At 47.0% G+C, this 16,259-nt stretch carries 13 protein-coding genes; 5 read left to right on the top strand and 8 right to left on the bottom strand.

The annotated features are described in order from the left end of the window. Positions 1–200 precede the first annotated feature (200 nt). The 7 genes from GmarT_RS09675 to GmarT_RS09645 form a co-directional block, all read right to left on the bottom strand. Positions 201–752 (bottom strand): SMI1/KNR4 family protein, encoded by a 552-nt coding sequence (locus GmarT_RS09675; RefSeq protein ID WP_157158984.1) that lies wholly within the window; start codon positions 750–752, stop codon positions 201–203. Continuing rightward, positions 718–2,046, bottom strand: coding sequence for an HNH endonuclease (locus GmarT_RS09670; RefSeq protein ID WP_002648365.1), 1,329 nt, complete (start codon positions 2,044–2,046; stop codon positions 718–720). Before GmarT_RS09670 ends, GmarT_RS09675 begins: the two co-directional genes overlap by 35 nt. 43 nt (positions 2,047–2,089) lie before the next feature. Further along, entirely contained in the window at positions 2,090–2,470 is a 381-nt protein-coding gene (locus GmarT_RS09665; RefSeq protein WP_044239559.1) for an ankyrin repeat domain-containing protein, read from the bottom strand. Positions 2,471–2,603: 133 nt separating this feature from the next. Beyond that, positions 2,604–3,737, bottom strand: coding sequence for a polymorphic toxin-type HINT domain-containing protein (locus GmarT_RS09660; RefSeq protein ID WP_230682345.1), 1,134 nt, complete (start codon positions 3,735–3,737; stop codon positions 2,604–2,606). A 182-nt stretch (positions 3,738–3,919) separates the two neighbouring features. Beyond that, a complete protein-coding gene (locus GmarT_RS09655; RefSeq protein ID WP_002648368.1) occupies positions 3,920–4,339 on the bottom strand; it encodes an SMI1/KNR4 family protein in 420 nt (139 codons plus the stop codon). Beyond that, a complete protein-coding gene (locus GmarT_RS09650; protein ID WP_002648369.1) occupies positions 4,323–5,513 on the bottom strand; it encodes a polymorphic toxin-type HINT domain-containing protein in 1,191 nt (396 codons plus the stop codon). Before GmarT_RS09650 ends, GmarT_RS09655 begins: the two co-directional genes overlap by 17 nt. Before the next feature lie 798 nt (positions 5,514–6,311). Continuing rightward, positions 6,312–6,524: a hypothetical protein gene (locus GmarT_RS09645; RefSeq protein ID WP_002648372.1), complete on the bottom strand. Its 213-nt coding sequence runs from the start codon at positions 6,522–6,524 to the stop codon at positions 6,312–6,314. A 221-nt stretch (positions 6,525–6,745) separates the two neighbouring features. Between GmarT_RS09645 and GmarT_RS09640 the strand changes: the two genes are divergently transcribed. Continuing rightward, a complete protein-coding gene (locus tag GmarT_RS09640) occupies positions 6,746–6,973 on the top strand; it encodes a hypothetical protein (RefSeq protein WP_002648373.1) in 228 nt (75 codons plus the stop codon). A 639-nt stretch (positions 6,974–7,612) separates the two neighbouring features. Here GmarT_RS09640 and GmarT_RS09635 read toward each other — a convergent pair. Then, complete coding sequence (locus GmarT_RS09635) at positions 7,613–8,800, bottom strand: AraC family transcriptional regulator (RefSeq protein WP_002648374.1); 1,188 nt, start codon at positions 8,798–8,800, stop codon at positions 7,613–7,615. 245 nt (positions 8,801–9,045) lie between these two features. On the opposite strand from GmarT_RS09635, the gene GmarT_RS09630 reads away from it, so the two are divergent. The 4 genes from GmarT_RS09630 (at position 9,046) to GmarT_RS09615 (ending at position 16,193) form a co-directional block, all read left to right on the top strand. Beyond that, positions 9,046–10,212, top strand: coding sequence for a TIGR03364 family FAD-dependent oxidoreductase (locus GmarT_RS09630; RefSeq protein ID WP_002648375.1), 1,167 nt, complete (start codon positions 9,046–9,048; stop codon positions 10,210–10,212). A 159-nt stretch (positions 10,213–10,371) separates the two neighbouring features. Further along, a complete protein-coding gene (locus tag GmarT_RS09625; protein ID WP_002648376.1) occupies positions 10,372–13,356 on the top strand; it encodes a LamG-like jellyroll fold domain-containing protein in 2,985 nt (994 codons plus the stop codon). Positions 13,357–13,375: 19 nt separating this feature from the next. Continuing rightward, positions 13,376–14,860, top strand: a complete 1,485-nt coding sequence (locus GmarT_RS09620) for an outer membrane protein assembly factor BamB family protein (RefSeq protein ID WP_002648377.1) — start codon at positions 13,376–13,378, stop codon at positions 14,858–14,860. A gap of 175 nt (positions 14,861–15,035) precedes the next feature. Then, positions 15,036–16,193: a DUF1559 domain-containing protein gene (locus tag GmarT_RS09615; RefSeq protein ID WP_315851992.1), complete on the top strand. Its 1,158-nt coding sequence runs from the start codon at positions 15,036–15,038 to the stop codon at positions 16,191–16,193. The last annotated feature ends 66 nt before the right edge of the window (positions 16,194–16,259 follow it).

The raw sequence follows: 16,259 nt of genomic DNA, 5'->3' as shown, positions 1-16,259 counted from the left end.
TAATTTTTTTGTTTTATGGAGCAGTCATGATTGTGGGAATTTTCCTGTTTTCAAAAAACTAATGAGTGATTGTGATAGAAAGAATGTCTTTATTCATCAAAGATTACCCCCCCTCATCAGCTAACTCTTTTTAATTATCCTTGTGAATTATTTTCTAATATTTTAAGCTTCTTGTCTTGAATAGTACGTTTTTTATCTATCTATTCTTCCTCTAGATTTGCTAACTCGGTATCCAAGTCTTCGTCTTCGTCTTCATCATCATTATCTTGCTGAAGCACTTCTATAAACTCCTGAAATGTATCAGCTAATTGACACTCGTCATATCCAGATCTATTTCCATGCAGCCAGATGAAGACACATTCGCTATTTTTTTTTAAACAGATCAAGTTACCGTTTCCGACCGCTGCAAATGGCGCTAATTCACTAGACATTCCTTCGGAAGGTCGGCTGAGATAATCTAAGATGTTGTTTTCATCCTCTGAATTGAAACTGATCAACGCTCCCAGACAAGAACGGATCTCTTGATAGGTTTCGGGATCTTTATAAGAAAAAATGTCATGAGACGGACTTCCACCATTTACTGTATCTAGGAGTACCTTAAGAGTTTCAGGCAATTCGCGACCTATCACAACTTCGAATTGTTTTATCGCATCCACCGTAGGTTTGCCTCTGCATTCGCTCCATTCAATTTCTTTTATACTAACCATTTTTTGCCTATTAGTATCCAAACCACATCTTGAAACCACCAACATGCCCAGTTTCCGCATGAATCACGCGGTCTACAAGTTGCATTCTCCCAATATCTTGATGGTGGTGCCAAGTTAAACCATCAATATTTTTCTTTCCCCCCATAATTTGACGAAGCTGTACAGGATTGAAACCTTGAAAGTTAACTTTATTCTTAATCGCTCCGAGCGCAGCGACTCTATTAGCTTGACCCTGTCCGATGCCCAAACTAGATCGGAGTTCACGGGTTGCTGCTCGCATATGTGCTGCCTCGTCTGCCACACTGCTGTATTGTCGTGTAATATATGTGTCGAATAATGAATGACGATCAAAGATAGGAACCCCCTTTGAATCATAAACAACTCCCGTGACAGAGTGTTGACGACCTGACATTTGGACCATTTTTCCAGAGGTGGGTGGCACTGTTGTAGATGTGACTGCCTCTGCTCCATATCGAGCTTCAAGCTGCGACCTAATTGTGCGCGAATCATATGGTCCGTCTGCAACCTTTAGAGCATTTAAATCAACGTTTTGTCCGCGGGGGACCAGATAACAGGGACCTGCATTATGGACCAGCAGGCCGGAATCGGTGACGCTGTAGACGTGTTCGCCGGCAATTTCCAGGTTGTAAACCGGTTCCGGTCCGGCGCGGATTTCGATTGAAGTGATGCGGACTGTCTTACCCACCGCCGAACGCAAACGTTCGCCGGGTTGTAACTGGTCCGTATGCACAAACGCCTGGCGGTCTTCGCTCCAGATCGGATGTCCGGCGGTCACGCCGATCGGCTCGGTTTCCCCTTCCACATAAAGATTCAGGACGTTGTGCGAAACGTTTTTAAATGTGGAGATGACCACCGGCCCGTCACCCGGATCGATGGGCGGACAGTCTGATATCGAGAGCACTTCCGCCGCCCCCACCACATACATTTCCGGCATGTTGAGCTGGATGACCGCCCCCGGCTGCGCGTGGTGTCGATAAATCCAGCTTAAGGGACGCAGCAGTTCGGCTTCGAAGTAAGTGCCATCCTCTTTCAGCATCCGCACCGAAACCAGCCGCCACCCTTCCGGCGTCGGATCGATTGTCGGTTCTGTTTGAATGCGAAGCGGATTCCGACCGACAATCCGCATCCCCGGTCGCATCTGCTGAATCGGCGGCGTCACCACCCGCGGCGGTATGTAGGATGGGTGAACTGCCGCCTGCGCGGAGGGCAACACAGTCGCATCGGCACCGCCAATCAGTCCCGTTCCCGCTTTCCAGAAACAGAACCCGGTGAAAAGGAAACAACTGAGAATCAGTAGTTTGCGGGTGAAATTATACATGACACAAAAAACAGTTTTAAGATTCCTGACAAATTTCACGGTCCTAATCGTCGAGCAGACATATGATCTCTTCTACAGATTTCATCTGTTCTTCATCCCAATACTCTACGGCAGAATATCCAAATTCATCTTTCCATTTTGGATCAATTAATTGCGCTGCATAGTCCTTTGCCTTATTACCAAATGAGTCAACCATACTTATATCTGCACCATAACTTAATAAAACCAGAACCATTCGTAATATGGCTCTTGGGTCATTGTGGTCTCCATAGTCATTCGGCATAACTGCAAACATTAAAGGTGTAAGTCCTTTTGCATTGATTGTATTAATGTTTATTCCTGATCCAAGAATTTCTTTTGTTTTATTTAAGTCATATAAATCACTAACTGCCGAGATCAGGTCATTCAAAGAATAATCAACCATTTAAAACTATAGTCCGTAATTATATTCGAGGAGAAAAATGTACTAAATGTAAACTGCCGTCATTCAATTTCTCCACTACTACGGATATTCTTTCGAAGGAGACCTGATGAGGGACACCGCCATATGCGGAATTTTATCCCTGTCGAATTGTAGAAGTTTTTGTATTCAACCGAAGTACTTGACCTGGTAAGAGTGTACTTACCTCGTCTGAATATCCATTTAGTGCATCCCGTAAATCTTGAACAGCATGTTTTCTATTCCTATAAACTGTAGTATTTGCCTTATTAGGACGACTCCTGCTATGAGCTACTACTACAGCTTTATTGGCTCCTTGGGCAGGTATATGGTCTCCTGCATGTCCGAGGTATTGAACACCTTTGGAATTAAGAAGCCCTAATCGGCCTTCTGATGTTTTCAGTAATCTTTCTGTACTGTTTAGAGTATGATTTGCAGGTAAAGCAGAACCTGAAGATAAGTTTGCTTGAGTCAAACCAGCCCCACAGAGTACCGTATTATGCACCAGCAGGCCGGAGTCGGTAACGCTGTAGACGTGTTCGCCGGCGACTTCCAGGTTATAGACCGGTTCGGGTCCGGCGCGTATTTCGATCGAGGTGATGCGGACCGTTCTGCCAACTGCCGAACGCAGGCGTTCTCCGGGCTGCAACTGGTCTGAATGGATGAATGCCTGGCGGTCTTCGCTCCAGATCGGATGACCGGCGGTTACGCCGATCGGTTCGGCTTCTCCTTCCACATAGATATTGAGCACATTGTCCGCGGTGTTCTTGAACGTGGAGATCACAACCGGTCCGTCACCCGCATCGATGGGCGGACAGGCGGAAATCGAAATCACTTCCGCTGCCCCCACCACATGCAGTTCCGGCATGTTCAGCATGTTGACCGCGCCCGGCTGTGCGCGGTGGCGATAAATCCAGCTTAAGGGACGCAGCAGTTCTGCTTCAAAGTAAGTGCCGTCCTCTTTGCGCATCTGCACCGACACCAGCCGCCAGCTCTCCGGCGTCGGATCAATTGTCGCTTCCGTTTCCCGCCGAAGCGGATTCCGCCCGACCACCCGCATCCCCGGTCGCATCTGTTGAATCGGCGTCGTCACCACTCGCGGCGGTGATATGGAAGGGCTCATCGCAGCATGAGCAGAAGGCAGAATCTCAGCGTCCGCATCCCCAATCAGACCCGCTCCCGCTTTCCAGAAACAGAAACCAGTGAACAGGAAACAACTGAAGATAGCTAGTTTTCGAGTGAGGTCAGACATGAATACGATTACAATAACATAATAAATTGTCCAGCAGAGTTTAATCTGCAATTAAACTGGTATTGAATTTATCAGACATCAAACATGCCGGTGTTCAAGCCGTGGAAGCCTGCTCAACCTGCAAAGTTTCGCTCCTTAAACGGAGTACAGCTTAGGAAATTGTTGATGCAGAAATCATGAAACTAGAAGTAGTCTTGAAGGAAGTCGCTGAAAGTATCCCAACGAGGTTCTAATTCACCTTTTACTAACAAATCTTCGCCACCCTCAAAATCGACGACGAATACCTCGTCCGACTCAGTGTCCAGAACATGTACGGTCCCACCAGGAGAAAGCTGCGTCAGCACAAGCATTCGTTCGGGAAATCTATACTGTGACCGACATTGTACTGTAAGAGCCTCGATATTGCATTCATCGTCAATAATGTCAGCAAGCTCAATTCCCAGAGAATCACTCCAGAACGGACCAATGTATTTTCTGTAAAATTCCGTGAACTCACTAGATGGTGTAACGTCCAGTTGCCCCAACACGACCTCAATATCGTCAACCTGACGATGATACGCTGGGTCACTCAAGGCATTCACAACTTTATCTGGCAGACTCATGTTTATAATTCCTGTTGACCACGCCACTTCCATCTGGAAAGATAGGTCCTATCCCATGTCGAGCCGCTGCCTCAGCATTCGTAAGTCCACGACCTTTTCTCGCACCAGTCGTCCGAATCATCGACCAATCAATGTCGCTCCGTTGAAATACTTCGTAACGGAAACCTGTACCACCAGTTAGAGATGACGTGTCGAACTCAACCCTCGTGCGGAAGACACCTTGCGTTCTTGTTGAGGCACTTAATCCTACCCCACCAACTGTATCGGCCTGAGAGACAAGCCGACTGATTGGCAGCACGTCATACGTTCCGAAGGTGGCGTGGAGCGTATCTGAGAACTCATCAGCGGAACCATTGACGATGCCGATATAGCCCGAATCGTAATAGCCTCTTGCAGTCAGGTTACAGGGGCCTGAGTTATGGACCAGCAAACCGGAACCAGTAACGCTGTAGACGTGTTCGCCGGCGACTTCCAGACCGTAGACTGTTTCCGGTCCGGCGCGGATTTCGATGGAGGTCACGCGGGTGGAGGTGCCCAGCGCCGTTTTTAATTCTTCGCCGATTCGTAACTCGCCTGCGGGAACAAAGGCATTCCGGTCTCTGCTCCAGAACGGATGCTGCGACGTGGTGCCGATCGGCTCCGGTTCCCCTTCCACAAAGACGCTGATCACTTCATCCGAGACATGCTGGAACGTTCCAGTGACGACTGAGCCCGGCCCCCGGCGGATCGGCGGACAGTCTGCAATCGACAGCACTTCCGCGTCTCCCGCGACATGCATCTCGGGGATTTCCAACTGGATCACCGCGCCGGGAAGAGCATCATTCTGTCGGATCCAGCTTAAAGGACGCAGCAGTTGCCCCAGGACGAACTGCCCTGGCTGCTGCTGTTCCATCCGCACCGAGACCAGCCGCCAGGATTCCAGATCCGGTTCTACTACAGACTGCGTATCCCACCGATCCGGATTCCGCCCCAGCACCCGCATCCCGGGCCGCATCTGCTGAATCGGCGTCGTCTGCAAGCGCTGCTGGGTGATGCGAGCAGGTACAGCCGCTTCCACCTCGGTCAGACTGAGATCACTATTGTCAGAAACCAGCCCCGCTCCCGCTTTCAGAAAACAAAACCCGGTAAACAGCAGGCAGCAAAAAGTGAGCAGTTTACAGAAGAGGTTAGTCATGAAAAAACCCAAGAAGCTATCTACAATACGTGATCTTCATTAAAACATAGTCAACAGCGTGAACCACCTAATCCTGCTATGAATATCTAATCACAGAAAGTGATTATCCCCTTACCTTGAATTAGTGCCTTACATATCATTTCCTTAAAAATTCTTACGGACTGGGTCAACATTCTTTTGTCTATCATATTCTTCTATTAGTTTGATAGCGACAGTTACTTGTTTTGAGTCAATTCTTGTGTCCTGAAAGTAAGAGAGTAGAATCCCATTATTCTCAAAAGCAGTCAGGAGATTAGAAAGTGATTTCCATTCTTCCAAAGAAAAGGCTCCTATTCGAAAAGCCTCTAGCGGTTCATCCCGCATTTCATCTTCATCACTTATTAAATAGAAATCCAGCATATAGTTATCGAATAGCTCCTTACTTAGTTAACCTTAGTCCAGAGGATGAAATGTCTGTACTGTTCCATCAGAATTTATGGTCGCACGAAATATTTGCGTTTCAGATCCCTTTTTGATGCGTTTTTCGAATACAGTTCGACCTGCATAGGTACTTTTTTGTCCGTGCCTGATTGTACTTTCCAATAAAGAATAAATATCATTTTCTGTTGAATTCAAATCAAATTTAGACTTTTTCGTAAATCTAGTCGGATCAACATGTCGGTTCCATATGTGTTTTCAGCCTGATTGGGCCGTCCCTTGCTCTAATGAGTAAACGTTACTGCCTCTACGAAAAGTACGTGTATCAGTAAGCGTTTCAACTGCTGATGGTCCTCGTGTAAACCGTCCTTTGGTATCGTGTCACCGACCATTTATGTCTCTGGAAGCCGGACGACGACTTAAGCCCCCCTTCCCACTCGCATTGTGTACCAGCAGTCCGGCGCTGGCCATCTGGTAGACGTGCTCGTCGGCGACTTCCAGGTTGTAAGCCGGCTCAGGCCCCGCGCGGATTTCGATGGACGTCACGCGGGTCGAGGTCCCCAGCGCTGTTTTTAATTCTTCGCCGATTCGCAATCCCCGCAGCCTACGTGGTCCTTGCCGATTTCGGGTTTGTGTCCAAGGTGACAAAGGAATCTGAGCACAAGCTGGAGGTTGCGCGCGAATGACGCGAGTTTTGTTTTTGATGCTTGACAGGTGCGGAGTGTGTTGTCACCGAAGCGATTCTTGTTAGATCAATGCGTATGGGGTAATAAGACTGAGGCAACCTTCGACTCGTCAGAAAAGACTAACGAATCATGACGTTTCACCCCCTGCTCGTCGAAAAGACGGGCGAAGCCGAAGTTTCCGCGACCGTTCAAGCGTTGACGGAAGGTCGACGGCCGATCGGCCACGTCACAGTCGCTGTTGAGTACTCGACCGTCAATTACAAAGATGGCCTCTGCTTGCAGCCGAACAATGGACTCGTGCGTGAATACCCGCATGTGCCGGGAATCAACTTCACCCGCATTCAGTTTAGAAGTTGAGCAGACTACCTGGCCAGAACTTTGGAGAAGCCTTCGAACCAGCGAACCTTCAGTCAGTCCGTTCGCTCACCCACTTATCCCCCTCTAATACACGTTATCTAAGCAAAAGCAAAGCGTGGTGAAAGCCACTACGATCTTCGAAACCGGGGGTTGGGGGTTCGAATTCCTCCGGGTGTACTTCTCTTTAAGTCGATAATTAAGCAGGCAAGGATCAAGACTGTATCATCATCATGACGAAACTGTTCTTGCCCCTCACTGCTCAAGAATTTATTGATTTGCTTTAACCGGACGATCTTCCTTGATAAATCTCAATCAAGTCTGCTGAGATGGCTGTTTAGCCCAGGTAAATTTATAGACTTCGTAGATTGGAGAACATGACAAGGGTATCACTTCTTGAAATACACGCAGAAGTCCCGGTTTGAAAAATAACTACTCATTTTCAATCTTGTCTGTAACTCTTTATCAGAATCCTGTCATCAAAGGCTTTGCACTTCCAGCTCCAGCTCAGATTTACTACCTGGCTCGAGGGATTATATTCACTGCATGCCTATGGCAATGTGGAAATAATTAACCCAGATGAAATTAGATTATCGCAGATGAGAATGAAAAACAGGATAATCCAATTCTGAGAAGCAGTTGCTAAATTTCAGTCCCATCATTGAGCGATGCGACTAACGGTTTTTTATCGCGATATAATGAAGGGGGCTTTCCAGTTTCGCGTTTAAAAAAACGAGCGAATGTCTCGACATGAAAAAAACCAGTCCGTTCTGCAATCTCCTGAATCGTCAAATTTGTTTCCATTAATAAATTCATGGCGCGAGATAACTTAGATTCGCGAATCATTTGAGCTGGACTTTTTCCGAGTGTCTTCTGAAAGCGATTTTCCAGTGATCGGCGAGAAAGTGAAACAGCATTCGCGACATCCTCAACCTGCATAGGTAAGGCAATTTTTTTTCGAATAAATTCAATTGCGTTACGCACATGTTCGTCTTCCCCCAAAAGTGTATCAACGGATTGTCTGGCAACAATTCCACTTGGAGGAATTAGCACAGATTTTTCAGGAGCCGGTTCCCCCTGAATCATCTTTTGCAACAGTTTTGCTGCTTCCATTCCAACGCGATGAGGAGATTGATCGATATAGGCTATCGGAACGGGAGACAGAGACGAGATTAGAGGATCGAGTTCAACCGCTAATATTGCGACGTCATTCGGAACTGATAAACCGAGATGGCGACAAAAGAGCATAATTTCTTGTCCCATCGTAGTCGTCCAAACAAATAAGGCGATGGGCTTGGGTAGCGATAGTAACCATTTTTCCATTTCCGGACGCTGGTCCTCAAAAGAAAGCTTACCATAACCAAGAGAATGCTCGAATTGATATGTGTGATATCCACCTGCAGCCAGTAATTGAGAATACGATTTTTGTGTTACGTCAGTATATTTCTGATTGGGAGGGGGGCCAACAAAACCAAAATTAGTCCATCCATTCTGGATAAAATAATCGGCAGCCAATCGACCACATGCCGCCTCATCAGAAATCACATTGGGGATATCGTTGGAATTTAATCCTTTCCAACTCACATTGACAGCGGGAATATTTCTTGAATGCAGCTCCTCGATCAACTCCGGATCTGTTAATCGGCAGATGACCCCGTCCCCTTCCCAAGTTAAAGGCAATCTCAGTTTTTCATAAAAACCGCGCGGCTCAATTCGAAAATCCCAGCCGCCGTTTGAAGCCGCATACTCTGCCACGCCTTCCAGAACTTGCCGGCTCCATTCGCTGGAAGTCTGAACAAGCAACGCAACTCGCCAACGAAAAATATTCATAATCGTTCAGTGTAGGGAAAAGTATCAGGTAAATATTCGCATAACGTCATGGCAAACAACTTGCATTCAATTCAGAATCACAACGTATTTTATTTTACATGCCTGACGTTGGAATACTTATGAATTCGATGTTAATTTTCTGCAAGTTGTCTGATTTTGTGGTGATTGAATCCCTTCAATTCGTTTTTCATTGAAAATCATTTGAGAAAGGTCTTGAAAGGAATATACAACAATAAGGAATTCTGATGAAGTATGACTTAATCGTAATCGGCAGTGGAATTGTTGGCTTGGGGCATGCCTGGGCAGCTGCCTTACAAGGACTGAAGGTGGCGGTGTTTGAAACGAACTCCCGCGCCGAGGGAGCCAGCATTCGAAACTTTGGGATGATCTGGCCTGTCGGTCAACCCGCAGGAGCAGCGCGTGAACTGGCTCTGCGAAATCGAGAGTTATGGCTACAACTTGGTAAAGCGGCTGGCTTTGCTGTTGAAGAATGCGGATCGCTTTTTCTAGCACATCATCCCGATGAACTGGCGGTTCTGCAGGAATTCATTGATACTGAAGCATCTCATGGTCTTAATGCTGAGTTATGTCTACCGCATATCGTTAAGCAAATGATGCCAGCGGTGAATACAAACAACCTGCAAGGGGGAATGTTCAGCCCGGGTGAATTGCGCGTCACTCCCCAAACGGCAATCAGCATGGCCACCGCTTATCTTGCCGATACGCTGAATGTGGAATTCTATTTCAATAGTACCGTCGTCAAGGTCGCATCAGGTGAGATCTTAACTTCGGCAAACAAGGTCTGGCATGCGAGCAAAATTGTCATCGCCAGTGGGGCTTATTACGAAAGTCTGTTTCCCGCGGCTTACAGCCAGGAATGTTTACATATTTGTAAATTGCAAATGCTTTTAACCGCCCCCCAGCCAATCGGTTGGAAGCTTGGTCCCCACATGGCCAGTGGGCCGTCATTACGACATTACCCTGCATTCGAGAATTGTCCCTCGATGACCGAACTCCGTAATCGTATTTCTAAAAACATGCCAGAATTTGATCGTTTTGGAATTCATATCATGGCATCCCAAAATGAGAATGGAGAACTGATTCTAGGTGATTCTCATGAATACAACGATGACATTGAACCGTTTGATAAGAGTGAAATCAACAACCTGATTATCCGCGAGATTCAGAAGATTCTCAACATTCCTGATTTTTCGATTTCTCGAACGTGGAATGGACTATACGCCAAGCTTCCGAAAAACATGTTCTTCGTTCGGGAAATTCGACCTGATGTCTTGATTGTCAATGGATTTGGTGGGAATGGCATGTCACTGGCCCTGGCGGCAGCAGAAACGATTATGCAAAACTGGAATTCTGCGACAACCTGCGAGATTAATTATGAACCCAGTTTCTGAAGGGAACGAAGTTGATAATCTTCCGGTCTGTTTCACTTTTCATCCAGGCCCCCTGGCCTGGTATGCAAGATTATCCAGAACTCAATCTACTGAAATCCCCAAAATTGATCGCAGTCGATTTAGTAAGTCCTCTCAGAGGTAATGTGAAAGCGGGAGATTATGACTTTGAACTATTCCAACAAGCTGCTTTTGATTCTATTCGTCTGGCTGATCTCAACCTATCCTGCGCAAGTCGTTTCTGCAGAAGATGCTTTCTCGAAGCATCACTGGATATTTGCAAAAGAACACCTGGATCAATCATCAATCCAGGCAGTGAAGGGTCCAGCTGGAGAAATACTGGGAGAGACTTTCTTTGCTCCAGGTAAACAGTTCAGTGCAATTGTACTGGATGGCGAGTCGAACTCCATCATGATCTCAGAACAGAGCACGCAAGTTAACTTGCCGACAAAACAGATCACTGCGGAAGCCTGGGTTTTTATTAACCAGGATCTGGAATGGGGAGGCATTATTGGTGCAGTCAGCGATAACGGCAAGGACGAATCAGGCTGGATTCTTGGTTATCGAAATCAGCATTTTTACTTCGGTCTCGCCACACAGGACAAGCAGCAACTGACGTATCTCACTGCGAAATCTGAATTTGAACTCGAAAAATGGTATCACGTTGTTGGTGCCTATGATGGAAACGTGCATCAGTTATTCGTGAACGGACAACTGGCAGCAAGCGATTCATCACGTTCAGGCGCGATCTTCTACCCTTCGACCGATACATTTTACGAAATAGGTGCTTTTCACGACTCCAATGAATATTTCCGTTTATCAGGAATGTTACATGAAGTCTCTGTTTCCTCTCATATTATGAATCAAAAACAAATTGCAGCGCGCTATCGTGCAAAACTGAACAAACTTCCCGGCAAAGCCATTAAGCCGAAAAAGTATCATCTGGCACACAGCCCGTACGCATGCTATGAACCGAATGGCGATGTCACGCTCTGCTGGCAGACAGAAATTGCATCGCCATCAATCATCAGATACGGAAAACCAGGTCAAATTGATCAGGTGGTGAACCAGTCAAGACCTCAACACAAGCATCGTGTGACGTTGACTGGTTTAACACCGAATCAAATATACGAATATCAAATTTCCGTCCGCAGAAACGGACAAGAGTTGCAGAGCCATAAGCATCTTTTCGACACCACATTCAACCATCGACCACGTCCCGTTCCTGATGAACTCTCTCCTTTCGGAACTAATAGCACTGCAAAATACTATGCCGATGCTGCAAAGAATATTCTGTCGAAGACAGGGATCACCAAAGGCTATTGTATCGTGTATGGCATTGGGGAGGGACAGTTAGCTTACGAATTGGCAAAGCAAAGTGAATTGATAATTGTGGGTGTTGATACCGACGCTGATAAGGTCGCGTCGGTGCGGCAAAAAATGTACGCCGCCAAAGTTTATGGTACAAGAATTACGGTGCGACATGTCAAGTCACTCGAAGCACTTCCTTTTACAAGAGACTTTGCCAATCTGATCGTCTCCGATGATTACATTACCCATGGAAAACTGGTTGGATCTCCCAGGGAGACCTTCCGTTTGCTGCGACCGGAGGGGGGGACTCTTTTCCTGGGACAGCCCGCGGCTAATTCGAAACCCATCAAGAAAATGGATCTCCACCAGTGGTTTAAGCAAACCGGATTAACATTCTCACTCAACGAAGACAAGACAGGATTATGGGGAACCGGAAAACGCGATGTCGTTGCTGGTGCTGGTGAATGGTCGCATCAATACGGAGATCCGGGCAACGCTTCCTTTGGAGGGGAGACGCTGGGTGGTATCTCGCGCGCGTCCGATCTTGAAGTGCAATGGATTGGTCTTCCTGGAGCAGATTTCGGCATTGATCGACAGGTTCGACTCTCCGCCCCTCTCGCTGTCAACGGTAGACTTTTTCACCAGGGAATGAATCGAATCATCGCTCTGGATTCCTACAATGGTGCGTTTCTCTGGTTATTGGAAATTGCCGATTTACGACGCACCAATATCCCGCGCGATGCAGCCAACTGGTGTGCCGATCAACAGAACCTGTTCGTGGCAGTCAATGGGGAATGTTGGGTTCTGAACGCTTACACTGGCGAACGAATGCGCGTTCTTCAATTACCTGATCACAGCAGACATCAAAGCCATGACTGGGGGTATATCGCAAATGCAGGCAACATGATCTTTGGCAGCAGCGTAAAACGGGGAAGTATTTACACTGATTACTGGGGACGCGAACGTTGGTTTGATGGCACCGGATCTCCAGGTGATGGAACAGACAAGGTGTGCAGTGATGATCTCTTTGCTTACGACAAACAGACCGGCCAGAAAGCATGGAATTATCAGAATGGGATCATCCTGAATACATCGATCGCAGTTGGTGACGGGCGGGTTTATTTCGTGGAATCGCGTCATCCCAAAGTAAAAACGCTGGTCCATGGTGATGCACGTTTTCTTTCTGCCAAAGATCGGCGGCGAGGCAAAACCAATGGTGTTGCCAAAGAAAAGCTCTGGCTCGATCAGTATATGGTGGCGTTAGATGCCCGCACGGGTAAAAAGTTGTGGGAACGCCCCATTGACACAACAGACGGGCTGGTGACCTTTTATCTGGTTTATTCAGATCACAAAATCGTCATTTCAGCATCAGGAGGCGGAGAATACCACGTTTACGCATTTGATGCAAAAAATGGAGAACAACAATGGCATTCGATCGCACCATGGTCGCGAAACAATCATGGTGCGCACGCGCAACACCCGGCTGTGGTTGCAGGGAAAGTCTATCAAGTCCCGCATGTCTATGATTTAGAGTCAGGATCGATGGTGAGTAATAACATGATGGGAGGCAATATTTCACGCAGATGCGGCAGCTATGTTGCGACTGAGAAATCGTTAATCTATCGCGGAAATAATCTCTTATCGATGTGGGACATGAAAAATGAACAAGTAAGCGATTGGTATCGCCTCCGCTCCAGTTGTTGGTTGAGTACGATCCCCGCTGCCGGGATGCTGCTTTCTCCGGAAGGAGGCGGAGGCTGCTCCTGTGGTGCCTGGATGGAAACCTCATTGGGATTCGCACCACGTGTACCGATCGCAAAACAAAATAAAAACTAAACCAGAGGTGTTATCGCCAATGAGCAATCATAAATACTATCAGGCCTTTCAATCTGCACTACCTTCTGGAACACTGATACGTCATTCATTGAAACTGTTGCCACAGAGTTTTTACATTCTCTTGATTGTCTTGAATGGCAATTTGGTAAGCCATGCCACAGATTGGCCCACCTACCAGCATGATAATCGACGAAGCGCCGTCACGCCTGATAAATTGACTTTTCCATTACAGCAGATTTGGATACGTCAATCAGAATCACAGCCACGACCAGCGTGGGCGCGCCCAGCGAAATGGGATGCATACGCAGAAGTCAAAGGTTTACAGGCAATGCGGAATTACGACCACGCGTTTTACACCATCGCCGTGGGGGATGCAATTTGGTTTGGATCCTCGGTGGATGATGCAGTTCATTGTATTGACGCCATTACGGGTCAAGAGCGCTGGGTGTTCTTTACTGATGGTGCCGTGCGAATCGCACCCACGTGGCATGCAGGTAAGGTCTATTTTGGTTCTGATGATGGCTTTGTGTATTGCCTGGAAGCAAAAACCGGAGCACTGATCTGGAAATATCAAGCTGCCGAGAATGATCGACTTATTCCGAACAATGGTAAACTCATTTCATCATGGCCTTGTCGCACGGGTGTTCTGGTTCAAAATAACAAAGCATATTTTGGGGCATCACTGCTGCCATGGCAGCCGTCCTGGTTATGTGCCATCAATGCCGAATCCGGCGAAGTTGAAGGCAGTGGTACGTATAAGATCCCCCTTCCGAAAATGACGCTGGAAGCCTCGATGCTGGCATCGGACACCGATCTTTATGTGTTGCAAGGCCGTAGTTTTCCAGCCCTGTTTCAGTTGGCTGATGGAAAATTCAAAGGGGTCAGTGGTGAAGGTCGTCAAGGGGGAGGCGCGTATGGCTACCTGACAGAAGATTCAGATTTTGTTTCGGGATTAGGAAGCCTGCGTGGTGCGTTAGTTTTACACAAGGATGCAGAGAATCCTCAAACGGTGATACTTGAAGGTGCTGATCGCATTCTTGTATCCGATCAGTATGCATTTCTCCATTCGGGAAAGGAGATTTCTGCTTTTGGTCATCCACAATATCTCGCCTTAAACCGCCGCAGTGCAACATTACACGCTCTACAGGCCAGCCTGCAGAGCGAATTGGCGAAGCAGTTGAAGGTCAGAGAAAAATCAAAATCGGAAATTGAGGATTTACAAAACAAGATCCAGGCCACTCAAAAAGACATCCTGAAAGTGACAACACTGCTCAAGAAATGCTTGCGTTGGCGCGTCCCGTTTCCAGAAGTCCATTCTTTTGTTCTCGCAGACGACACACTCTTAGCTGGCAGCGATCACAAAGTTGTGGCGATTGATGTAGCCAGCGGTGAAATCTTAGGGGACTTAAAAGTCGAAGGCAAAGCTCTGGGATTAACGGTCGCCAACGGACGCCTGTTCGTCAGCACCAGCACGGGAGCTATTTACTGTTTTGCAACCAATTAGAACGTAGCGGTCTACACTCCTTGATGCTTGAAGTCCCACCATTTCACATTCGATGAATGACATATCACTTCAACTGATTTCCTGCTCGGAATTAATCGATCAACCTCCAAGAACCCGTACCATGAAATGAAAGTCAAGGTGGGTACCTGCTTCTCATATGCGATGGAAGTATTTTGTGTTAACTCAATATAAAGACGCCATGAATGCCGTGGGAATTGTGTTGGGCAAGATGACGCAAAACGTCATTGTGAATGACTCCTGGGTAATGCATCATGATGACGATCTGAGAGCTCGCCAATTGGGAGCAGCCCTCTGGTACATTAAAATCGTTTTTGCTCAGGAGTCCAATATGAAGCGTACAGCAGGTTTTCGAAAAATGTCCGGTTTTACCTTAATTGAACTATTAGTGGTGATCGCAATCATCGCTATCCTGATTGCATTGCTATTGCCGGCAGTACAGCAGGCACGGGAGGCAGCTCGCCGTTCCTCATGTAAAAATAACATGAAACAGATCGGAATTGCTTTGCACAATTATCATGACACATTTTCCACATTACCCCCTGGAATTGTAGAGTTCTATGATAGTGCTGATCGGGGAAACTGGGGTTGGGCTGCTTATATCCTACCCAGTATGGAGCAAAGCACTATTTACAACACCCTCGAAATATCTGATATTTCTTTAGCGGAAGCGCTGGATAACCCCACGATGGTCTCCGTTATGAAAAAACCTCTCGCTGCCTTTCAATGTCCCTCATCTCCAGTACCGGCAGAGACTGACCGTGATATCAACTCCCTCAGTGGAGGTCCCGATGTTTTCTTAACGATCAGTACCTACGCAGGTAATGGTGGAAGCTGGCGGTTATATAAAAACAAAGCGTCTGCTGCTGCTGCCGGTCGAAATGAGGGGTGTGTTAATGGTGTGTTCTGGTCGAACAGCAGCGTGCAATTTCGCGATATCACTGACGGAACAACGAACACAATTTTGGTCGGTGAAAGAACCTGGGAGTTAACAAAACTTGGAACTCCATTGTCTTTTAAAGGTCGAACTCATCCTCATGCGGCTCATGTTTATGGTACCGCCACTGCTGCTTCCAATACTTATTATGGCATGGCCGACGTCTTAGGAGTTGGTGAATCCCGTATAAATGGTTCAGGATATCCACGCAACAGCTTCTCAAGTTCCCATACCGGGGGAGCGCATTTTGTCCTGTGCGATGGCTCTGTACGATTCATCAGTGAGAATGTCGATCATTTAAAATCGACATCAGCAATTGATAGTACATTTGAAAGACTGCTGGACCGAGCTGACGGTGATCCAATTGGGGAATATTAAGACCCTGATCGAAAGTCTGATTTCTCATTGGTTTCTGTTCATTACTATAATCGTTTATCCAGAGGA

This window comes from Gimesia maris (genome assembly GCF_008298035.1).
In the GTDB taxonomy this organism is placed as follows: domain Bacteria; phylum Planctomycetota; class Planctomycetia; order Planctomycetales; family Planctomycetaceae; genus Gimesia; species Gimesia maris.
Note: the sequence above shows the minus strand (reverse complement) of the source record. Positions and strands in the feature narration are given on the sequence as shown.

Bases quoted from the DNA above. Each gene is read 5' to 3' on its own strand.
- GmarT_RS09675 (WP_157158984.1), bottom strand. From the start codon at position 752: ATGTTGGTGGTTTCAAGATGTGGTTTGGATACTAATAGGCAAAAAATG.
- GmarT_RS09670 (WP_002648365.1), bottom strand. From the start codon at position 2,046: ATGTATAATTTCACCCGCAAACTACTGATTCTCAGTTGTTTCCTTTTC.
- GmarT_RS09665 (WP_044239559.1), bottom strand. From the start codon at position 2,470: ATGGTTGATTATTCTTTGAATGACCTGATCTCGGCAGTTAGTGATTTA.
- GmarT_RS09660 (WP_230682345.1), bottom strand. From the start codon at position 3,737: ATGTCTGACCTCACTCGAAAACTAGCTATCTTCAGTTGTTTCCTGTTC.
- GmarT_RS09655 (WP_002648368.1), bottom strand. From the start codon at position 4,339: ATGAGTCTGCCAGATAAAGTTGTGAATGCCTTGAGTGACCCAGCGTAT.
- GmarT_RS09650 (WP_002648369.1), bottom strand. From the start codon at position 5,513: ATGACTAACCTCTTCTGTAAACTGCTCACTTTTTGCTGCCTGCTGTTT.
- GmarT_RS09640 (WP_002648373.1), top strand. From the start codon at position 6,746: ATGACGTTTCACCCCCTGCTCGTCGAAAAGACGGGCGAAGCCGAAGTT.
- GmarT_RS09635 (WP_002648374.1), bottom strand. From the start codon at position 8,800: ATGAATATTTTTCGTTGGCGAGTTGCGTTGCTTGTTCAGACTTCCAGC.
- GmarT_RS09630 (WP_002648375.1), top strand. From the start codon at position 9,046: ATGAAGTATGACTTAATCGTAATCGGCAGTGGAATTGTTGGCTTGGGG.
- GmarT_RS09625 (WP_002648376.1), top strand. From the start codon at position 10,372: ATGACTTTGAACTATTCCAACAAGCTGCTTTTGATTCTATTCGTCTGG.
- GmarT_RS09620 (WP_002648377.1), top strand. From the start codon at position 13,376: ATGAGCAATCATAAATACTATCAGGCCTTTCAATCTGCACTACCTTCT.